The sequence below is a fragment of the Phormidium sp. CCY1219 genome (genome assembly GCF_035615515.1).
GTDB lineage: Bacteria > Cyanobacteriota > Cyanobacteriia > Cyanobacteriales > Laspinemataceae > CCY1219.
This window is the reverse complement of the sequence record NZ_JAJENT010000829.1, coordinates 1-8,313: the sequence shown is the minus strand read 5'-3', so window position 1 is coordinate 8,313 and position 8,313 is coordinate 1. Positions and strand designations below refer to the sequence as shown.

General features: G+C 50.8%; 9 protein-coding genes and 1 CRISPR repeat array. Of the genes, 8 read left to right on the top strand and 1 reads right to left on the bottom strand.

The window, feature by feature from the left end:
- Positions 1 to 58: 58 nt before the first annotated feature.
- The 4 genes from LKK83_RS26190 (at position 59) to LKK83_RS26175 (ending at position 2,493) form a co-directional block, all read left to right on the top strand.
- Positions 59 to 418, top strand: a complete 360-nt coding sequence (locus LKK83_RS26190) for a class II aldolase/adducin family protein (RefSeq protein WP_324634413.1) — start codon at positions 59 to 61, stop codon at positions 416 to 418.
- Between the two features lie 257 nt (positions 419 to 675).
- Complete coding sequence (locus tag LKK83_RS26185) at positions 676 to 1,890, top strand: damage-control phosphatase ARMT1 family protein (protein ID WP_324634412.1); 1,215 nt, start codon at positions 676 to 678, stop codon at positions 1,888 to 1,890.
- A 150-nt stretch (positions 1,891 to 2,040) separates the two neighbouring features.
- Positions 2,041 to 2,190, top strand: a complete 150-nt coding sequence (locus tag LKK83_RS26180) for a hypothetical protein (protein ID WP_324634411.1) — start codon at positions 2,041 to 2,043, stop codon at positions 2,188 to 2,190.
- On the top strand, positions 2,191 to 2,493 hold the full coding sequence (locus tag LKK83_RS26175; protein ID WP_324634410.1) for a hypothetical protein: 303 nt from the start codon (positions 2,191 to 2,193) through the stop codon (positions 2,491 to 2,493).
- Between the two features lie 335 nt (positions 2,494 to 2,828).
- Here the strand turns inward: LKK83_RS26175 and LKK83_RS26170 are convergent, their stop codons facing one another.
- Positions 2,829 to 3,332, bottom strand: a complete 504-nt coding sequence (locus LKK83_RS26170) for a hypothetical protein (protein ID WP_324634409.1) — start codon at positions 3,330 to 3,332, stop codon at positions 2,829 to 2,831.
- A gap of 103 nt (positions 3,333 to 3,435) precedes the next feature.
- Between LKK83_RS26170 and LKK83_RS26165 the strand changes: the two genes are divergently transcribed.
- The 4 genes from LKK83_RS26165 to cas2 all read left to right on the top strand — a co-directional run bounded on the left by LKK83_RS26165 (position 3,436) and on the right by cas2 (position 6,617).
- On the top strand, positions 3,436 to 4,353 hold the full coding sequence (locus LKK83_RS26165) for a histone deacetylase family protein (RefSeq protein ID WP_324634408.1): 918 nt from the start codon (positions 3,436 to 3,438) through the stop codon (positions 4,351 to 4,353).
- 338 nt (positions 4,354 to 4,691) lie between these two features.
- Positions 4,692 to 5,252 (top strand): CPBP family glutamic-type intramembrane protease, encoded by a 561-nt coding sequence (locus LKK83_RS26160; RefSeq protein ID WP_324634407.1) that lies wholly within the window; start codon positions 4,692 to 4,694, stop codon positions 5,250 to 5,252.
- A 73-nt stretch (positions 5,253 to 5,325) separates the two neighbouring features.
- Entirely contained in the window at positions 5,326 to 6,336 is a 1,011-nt protein-coding gene (gene cas1, locus LKK83_RS26155) for a CRISPR-associated endonuclease Cas1 (RefSeq protein ID WP_324634406.1), read from the top strand.
- The gene (gene cas2 / locus LKK83_RS26150; RefSeq protein ID WP_324634405.1) at positions 6,333 to 6,617 is read left to right on the top strand and encodes a CRISPR-associated endonuclease Cas2; all 285 of its coding nucleotides are present in this window, start codon (positions 6,333 to 6,335) and stop codon (positions 6,615 to 6,617) included. The genes cas1 and cas2 overlap by 4 nt, the downstream gene beginning before the upstream one ends.
- Positions 6,618 to 6,946: 329 nt before the next feature.
- Positions 6,947 to 7,828: a CRISPR direct-repeat array (repeat unit 37 nt; unit sequence GTCATTTCCTACCAATTCCCCGCAAGGGGACGGAAAC).
- Positions 7,829 to 8,313 lie beyond the last annotated feature (485 nt).

Genomic DNA, 8,313 nt, shown 5'->3' with positions numbered 1-8,313 from the left:
GTGGGGAAAAGCGCCTTTAAAAGTCCGACTTTGGACTCTTTAAGAATCCCTCGGATTTATCCGTAGGGAGTATCAAGAAGACCATGCGGTGTTTGACGACTACACCGGGGTGGTGTTGGATCTCGATGAGGGGGACCGTCTGGCGCAGACCCTCGGCGATCGCAAAGCGGTTATCCTCCGCAATCACGGATTGCTCACCGTGGGTCATTCGGTGGATGAAGCTGCCTGGTGGTTTATCACAATGGAGCGCTCTTGTCAAGCCCAACTGATGGCGGAAGCGGCGGGCACTCCGATCCTCATTCGTCCGGAAATCGCCCAGTTGACCTATACTCAGGTTGGTACTCACTATATGGGATGGTTTAGCTTTCAGTCACTTTACGACATGATTGTGCGCCAACAACCCGATTTACTGGAGTAATCTCATCGGTGGAGCTATCATAATAAAAACCATGAGTCCGTGTAGGCGGACTTGGATTGCCTAGGCGCGATTTCAATCGCCCGCTTTTATTAGGCGCGATTTCAATCGCTTTGATTACAATTAGTCCGCGTAGGCGGACTTGGGTTTTGCCTCGGGGCGATTTTAATCGCCCGCCTTTGATTACTCAGGCGATATTTCAATCGCTTTTATTGCCAGGGCTTTTTCTTGCTTACTTGTTCATTCTTCTAAGTTATCCAATGAGTGATTATCGCCAACCCCGATCGCCCATTCCGCCCCCGATTAAAGGAGCGGAAAAAGGGTCTTTTGCTTATTATACTGTAGTGGAACGATTGCCCGATTTGTGTGGGCGAATTGTTGCCGAAAATGAGTTTCCGCCCGGAATTGTGGAAAACTTAGAACTATTGGCGGCAGAATTGCCAGAGAAAACGGTACGATCGCTGGCGAATAGTGCTGCACCGGATTGGGCCGCATGGGAGAGATATCTCGCCCCGTATGCGGGACAAAATTGGTTGGAAATTCCTTGGTATTTTATCGAGGCATATTTTTATCGGCGAGTGCTGGAAGCGACGGGATATTTTCAACCCCTAAGCGAAGGATATGGGGTAGACCCTTATGCGGTGCAAAAACGGCGGGGGTTGGAGAATGCGATGCATTCGATTCAACCGTTGAGCGCCAAGTTGAACGAACTGCAGGGGAAATGGGATAAAAAAGGGTTGGTTTCTCTGATGTATTTTTCCTTGTGGGGGAATCGGATAGATTTAAGTTTGTGGCCCACGGAAGAGGGCGATCGCGTATTTATCGAAGTGGCGGAAAAGGAAGAGAATCTGCTGGGGGATGATAGCTGGCGGGTGGCGGAATTTCTGGAGGAGAAAACCCCCGATCGCCTGGATTTTATTCTGGATAATTCTGGATTTGAATTGGTGTGCGATTTGTGTTTGGCGGACTTTTTGCTCAGCACTCATCCTCAGTGCGAAATTCACTGGCATGTGAAACCACATCCGATATTTGTGTCTGATGCGATGGGCAAAGATGTGCGCGAAACGGTAAAAGCGATCGCGAATCATTCTGAAAAAGCGGTGCAAGCATTAGGCGATCGCTTGCAAGGGTATTTAGAGAGCGATCGCTTGTTGCTGCGCGAGGATTTCTTTTGGACTTCGCCATTAGTTTTCTGGGAAATGCCCGATACCTTGCGCCAAGATATAGCAGAATCGAGCTTAATTTTCGTCAAAGGAGATGCGAACTATCGGCGGATTCTCGGGGACCGTCACTGGGATTTTACCACCAAATTTGCCGATATTGCCTGTTATTTTCCCGCCCCGGTTGTCGCCTTGCGAACCTTAAAATCGGAACTTGCTTGTGGAGTGCATCCCCATCAAATTGAGACCTTAAACCGGGAAGTACCAGAGTGGTTAACCAACGGCACTCGGGGGGTCATTCAGTTTCATGGTTAGGGCGATCGCCCTGCGATCGGCGAAAAGGGGTGACGCGGAGTGAGAATTTCTGATGTAATGGTCAAAGGAGTTTACCCCCGTCACCCCCTCGCTTGAGGAGTGGGAGGGTATAGCTTCCTTCTCTCCTAGAGAGAAAGTCGCAGTCTGCTAATGGATTATACCACAATTCGGACAATTCCCGCCAATCGAATCACATTGAGAATGCTGAAAGAGCGATTGGGGCTACAATTCGCACCAGACGCGCAATTTTTCCCGGAATGGAGGGAAACTCATCCCACTTTGAGCGACACGGAAGAGTAAATGTTAGACCGGGTGAAGGATAATTTTTTGGCGCTGATGGAAGATGTGCCCCGACTGGAGAATAGGGTTAAAATGGTGGGGGTTTTGCCGTTGCTGGATTTGGGGGGATTTTACCGCCTACCCTTTCGGATTGAAACCGAAGCGGGAGTGAGTCTGGAGATAGAAGACGAAGGTATAGTCATTCAGGGTAGGATTGATGTGTTGGTACAGAAAAATCGACTTTGGTTGTTAATTATCGAATTCAAGCGCAGGGATTTTGCCGTGAGTCGCGCTATTATTCACAAGCGCTGGCGTATATGTTAAGAGATAGCGGCGAAACTTCGGGATGAGAGAATGGGGAATTGCCCAGTTTTGGGATAAGTGCGAATATGAATTTTTATTTTTGAAAGCAACGCGGTATCTATTGGTGCAATATGCGAATTCTTGATTGTTTTCTCTGTTCAATCCGGATAATGACCTGCGATCGGTGCTGCAAATTTTAAAGCAGTTAGGACAAATTGCCGTTTCCGCACCGCAATAAAATCCGCCATACATAAATGATAATTGGGGAGGGTGCGTGACGCGGGATGTTGTTTGGGGGATAATGGCGATATTAGTTAACCCGCGTCACGCACCCTACAACGTGAAAAGTGCGGCAATTATTCCGGTAATTGTTCTTTAAATTGGCCAATTTGTTGCGAGGTTAACTGGGTTTTCACCTCTAACAATTGGGTGCGATCGCGCAAAATCAGCGTATTGCCCTCAAAGACAATTTCCGCCTCTTTTAACTTCACGGTTTTATATTGAATCGCCGCCACTCCCACCCGAATCACCAAGGTGGGTTGAGACTGGGGATAAATATATAATTCCTGACGCAGGCGATCGAGTTCCAGTTTGCTTACCGTGGTATTGCGCGGGTCCGGAGTGCCCGGTTTTCGCCAATAGAGGGTGATTCCGCGCACTTCCGGATTGCTGATAACGAATTGTTCGTCAAAGCGCTGCGGTTCCCAATCCAGGTCCGTCACCTCGCCACTGGCGGGAATAATCCGCTGTCGCCAAGTGACTTCCTTCCCATTGAGGTTACTCCACCATCGGCGAATGGTATCGAAATGGTCCGGATTTTCCGGATTGTTGCTTCCGTAGTGCCAAGTAATCGATTGCATGATAAACTCTCCTTAGTCATTGTTCTTATTTTAGAGTCTAAACGCGAGAGTGGCGACATTCTCCAACCTCTAACTGCAAAAAATCTCAACCCCAACCGGAAAAATGGATTTGCCAATTGTTTATCATCCCGACTACGTTGCGCCGTTACCCGAGAATCATCGCTTTCCGATGCAGAAATTTGGGTTGCTTTACGAGTTGCTGGTGGCGGATAATGTGGCCCATCGCTGGCAATTTCACACCCCCACCCTCCCGCCGCGAGAGTGGATAGAATTGGTGCATGTGCCAGATTACGTGCAAGCGTATTGTGAAGGAACCCTGGAACCCAAGGCACAGCGGCGGATTGGCTTACCCTGGTCCCCAGAACTTGCAAATCGCACTTGCATGGCGGTGGGGGGCGCGGTCCTGACGGCGAAGTTAGCCCTCGAGTGCGGGTTGGCGTGCAATACAGCAGGGGGAACTCATCATGCGTTTCCTACCTTTGGGTCGGGATTTTGCATTTTCAACGATTTAGCGATCGCACCTCGGGTGTTGCAACAGTTGGGATTAGTCCGCAAGGTACTGATTGTAGACCTAGACGTGCATCAGGGCGATGGAACCGCGTTGATTTTCCAAGATGACCCCACAGTGTTTACCTTTTCCATGCACTGCGAGGTGAACTTTCCGGCGCGAAAGCAAACCAGCGATTTAGATGTGCCCTTACCAGTGGGGATGGAGGATGATGAATACTTGCAAACCGTGGCAAAATACTTGCCCGATTTGCTGTCCCAGTTTCAGCCAGATTTGGTGATGTACGATGCCGGAGTAGACGTGCATGGGGGCGATCGCTTGGGCAAACTCAGCTTAACCGATACCGGGGTTTTTCGCCGGGACATGCAAGTGCTAAGCACCTGTGTCGCCGCCGGCTATCCCGTCGCCTGCGTCATTGGCGGCGGTTATGCAGATGATATGCCTGGGTTAGTATATCGTCATTCCCTACTCCATCGCGCGGCAGCACAAGTGTTCCATCAGGCGCGTATGTGAGATTTTGAGATATAATATCGCGGGGGAATGAGCCGCACCCTAAAACGGAGTGGCAAACGAACCGAGCTACTCCTACGCGGGCTGGTTGGGGAATTTAATCCACAAACATTGCCTCCATCGCGCGGTTGAAATGTGCGATTAATTTGCGAGCTTGACTCGCCTCACTCGTTGGCGATCGCCTGGGAACGTCTCACCCCTCCGCCTCCAATAAATGTGCCTAACAGGCTCCCTTGCTTACACAATAGCAATGGTACAGGCGATTTCAATCGCCCGCGTTTCCCCGCCCGGGAAACCAACCATGATATCATATAAATTTACCGCCAGCAGAGGATATAACTATGGAAATGATAAATACCATCCATCGCCGAATACTCACCGCCTTTTTCACCCTTCCCGATGGGGAAGGATGGCTGTTCGCTGCCGGGGTTTTAGGGAGTTATACTGTGCTGGCATTGGCGATCGGGTTTTACTGGGATTTTCTGCAAGTGGATGTGCAAAAATCCGGGAGAAAAATTCTCCGGGTGATGGGAAGCGCGCTGGTCATTCCCGGACTGACCGAGGAATTGACCTTTCGGGTTATACTGCTTCCGCATCCCACGGAAACGGTTTCCGATGTCACCTTGTGGAGTTGGGGGATTGTGGGAGTGCTGTTGTTTGTGCTTTATCATCCGTTAGAAGGGTTTACCTTTGCCAAAGCGCAACAGAAAACGATGGTCAATCCGGTGTTTTTGGGGTTGGCGGGATTGTTGGGATGTGCCTGCACGATCGCCTATTGGGGAACCGGGTCGATATGGTGCCCGGTGGCGATACATGGGGTGGTGGTGGCGGTATGGCGCTTGTTTTTAGGCGGCGATCGCGAATTGTTTGGGGAAACCCTAACCGCCGACTCGCAGGTGTGAGGTGCCAATCGCAATAGAAGAAGGGCTTTCCATACAGGTGGTTAACTAGAAAAGCCTTTCCCAGAACAAAACCATGACCGCTTTATATTTAACCGAACCGCAAACCGTGGTGCGCTATCGCAATCAAAACCTTATCGTACAACGCAACGGAGAATCGAGTTCCTGTCGGGTGGCGGAAATCGAGTTGGTGGTGGTCCTACCCGGGGTACAGCTTACCGATGGCGCGATCGCCCAATTGCTCGATCGCGGTATCGAAACCATCTTCCTGCGAAGTGACGGGCGGTTTCGCGGACGCCTGCAGGGTCATTTCCAAACCAATCCCACCATTCGTCTGGCCCAGTATCGCACGGTGAACACTACCTTTGGGATGGCCCTGGCGCAGAAATTGGTGGCGGGCAAAATCCGCAATCAGCGCCAAGTGTTGCAACAGCGCAACCGCGTTACTAAGGGGAAAATCTCCCAACTCAGCGAGGCGATCGACCTGATGGCGTCCTATTCCTTGCGCTTAAACCAGACGGAAACCCCCCTCAACCGCGATGAACTGATGGGGATTGAAGGGATTTGCGCCCGCACCTACTACCAAGGGTTGCGCCACTGGTTTCCGGCGCAGTGGAACTTTACCGGGCGGAATCGGCGTCCCCCTCGCGACCCGGTGAATGCTTTGCTCAGTTGGGGGTATGGGGTGCTCCTGGCGCGGGTATTCGCCGCCTGCATTCAAGCGGGTTTGGATCCGTATTTGGGGTTTTTTCATGCAGTGGAACCCTATCGCCCGAATCTGGTGTTGGATTTGATGGAGGAGTTTCGCCCGGTGATTGTGAACCGTGCTGCGATCGCGATCGTCCAGTCAGACATCCTCGACCCTTTGGATTTCGAACCCTCCCCGGATGGTGAAGGAGTCTGGTTGGGGAAAATGGGGAAAAAACTCTATTTGGGGCAATTAGAACGGCAATTTCGCACTCAAATGCGCTATCCCCCGCAAAATCGTCGCTTGACCTTGAGCCAAATTCTGCTCGAACAAGGGCGATGGTTGGGTCGCTGTTTGGTGGAGTCTTCGTTGGATTATGAGGCATTTGGATTAAAATGACGGATTTTTGGTTGGTTTGCTATGACCTGCGCGATAATAAGCGCCGCAATAAGTTGGCAAAGTTGATGGAACAGCGCTGTCAGCGGGTGCAATATTCGGTGTTCGAGTGTCCTCTAGAGGAGGAAACCCTCGGTTTTTTGATGGAGAACCGCTGGTTAAAGGTACTTGACCTGTCTCAGGACAGTCTGCGCGCCTATCCCCTGAATCAGACGGCGAAGAAGCAGGCGAAAATCTATGGGTCTCCTCCTCTGTGCGAACCGCCGGATTATTTGATTTTTTGAGCGCTTCTCTGGCTCTTCGGGAGATGCCCACAGCGGAAATGACCGCTGGCTGCGGGTTTGGCGGATTGTAACGAAATGTAACAGGTTCGCCCACTGCGACGGCAGCCGTTAGAAAAAGCTAAAAAGAGGAATTTGCAGCCAGAGTGAGCTGAAGCGGGAATTTTACCGCTTTTTTTTCGGCAGGTATGGGATAATTTTGGTTTATGGATGAATTTGAGTTGATTCGTTCCTGCCCTGGCGGCGGGTTAAGTTTTGTTAACTTCATCCTCCGTGCTCTGGCGAAAATGCACCTTGACAATTCGGCATATCAGTGCTTTCATAAGGGTAGGGTCATTTCCTACCAATTCCCCGCAAGGGGACGGAAACTAGATAACTTAGAGCCATATTCCTCCTCCCCAGTGGTCGTCATTTCCTACCAATTCCCCGCAAGGGGACGGAAACTTAGGGGAGGAGTGTCTTACTTTAGGGGGACTCCCCGGTCATTTCCTACCAATTCCCCGCAAGGGGACGGAAACTTCTTGTGCTTCAGTAAGTCCTTCAATCTTATCCCAAGTCATTTCCTACCAATTCCCCGCAAGGGGACGGAAACACTAGGCTAGAAACGATGTAATATACCCCTTTTTTAGGTCATTTCCTACCAATTCCCCGCAAGGGGACGGAAACACCAGCCATCGACCATCTTTTAACGGAATAACGGAGTGGTCAGTCATTTCCTACCAATTCCCCGCAAGGGGACGGAAACACACTTAGGCTGCCCGCAGGTGCAGGTAACACCTTCAAGTCATTTCCTACCAATTCCCCGCAAGGGGACGGAAACCGCCGAGAATGTAGTGCTTGGAACCACTTTTAACGAACGGAGGTCATTTCCTACCAATTCCCCGCAAGGGGACGGAAACCTAGAAAGATAATAAAACCATAGCTATCTCCATCGCTTAATGTCATTTCCTACCAATTCCCCGCAAGGGGACGGAAACCTCTAAAATCTTTAGTTGCAAATTATCAGTATCCTGCGCTTCGTCATTTCCTACCAATTCCCCGCAAGGGGACGGAAACTGAAGGGCGGGGTAAATCACCCCGATGGCCCGAGCCTCCGCGTCATTTCCTACCAATTCCCCGCAAGGGGACGGAAACCTGTAAAGGAGTCTCCATTCCGAACACCCGAGCCCAGAGATTCGTCATTTCCTACCAATTCCCCGCAAGGGGACGGAAACTTCAGGCTCAATACCCTAAGTCGGGAAAATTGAGCCAACATCTGAAGGTCATTTCCACTCAATTCCCGGCAAGGGGACAGACGAGGTTCGGTTAACCGAATACTCTTATTCCAGAGAACCGTAACTGCGATCGCCACTCAACTCCCCGCAAGGGGACGGAAACCCTTGGGCAATACGATTTGCCCATAACGAGTTTCTATCCCCCAGGCAAATTTCCCGTAAAAGCAGGGAAGCGAGAATTTTGGCAAAAGCTCACGGGGCGAGGATTTTACCCAGTTTCCCCCCGCAGCCAGTTTCCATCCCCCATAACCCCCGTGGGGGAATTCTGTGTCAACGAGTTGGGGGACAATTTTTTTGAAACCCGCTCCAGGAAAGGGTTAGGAGAGATTTTCTCTGTCAGCGAGTTTCTATCCCCCGTGGGGTGTTGCTGGCACCATTCTCAACAAGCTTTTGTTGTAGACCCGAGGATCCGGCGGGGATTAAAA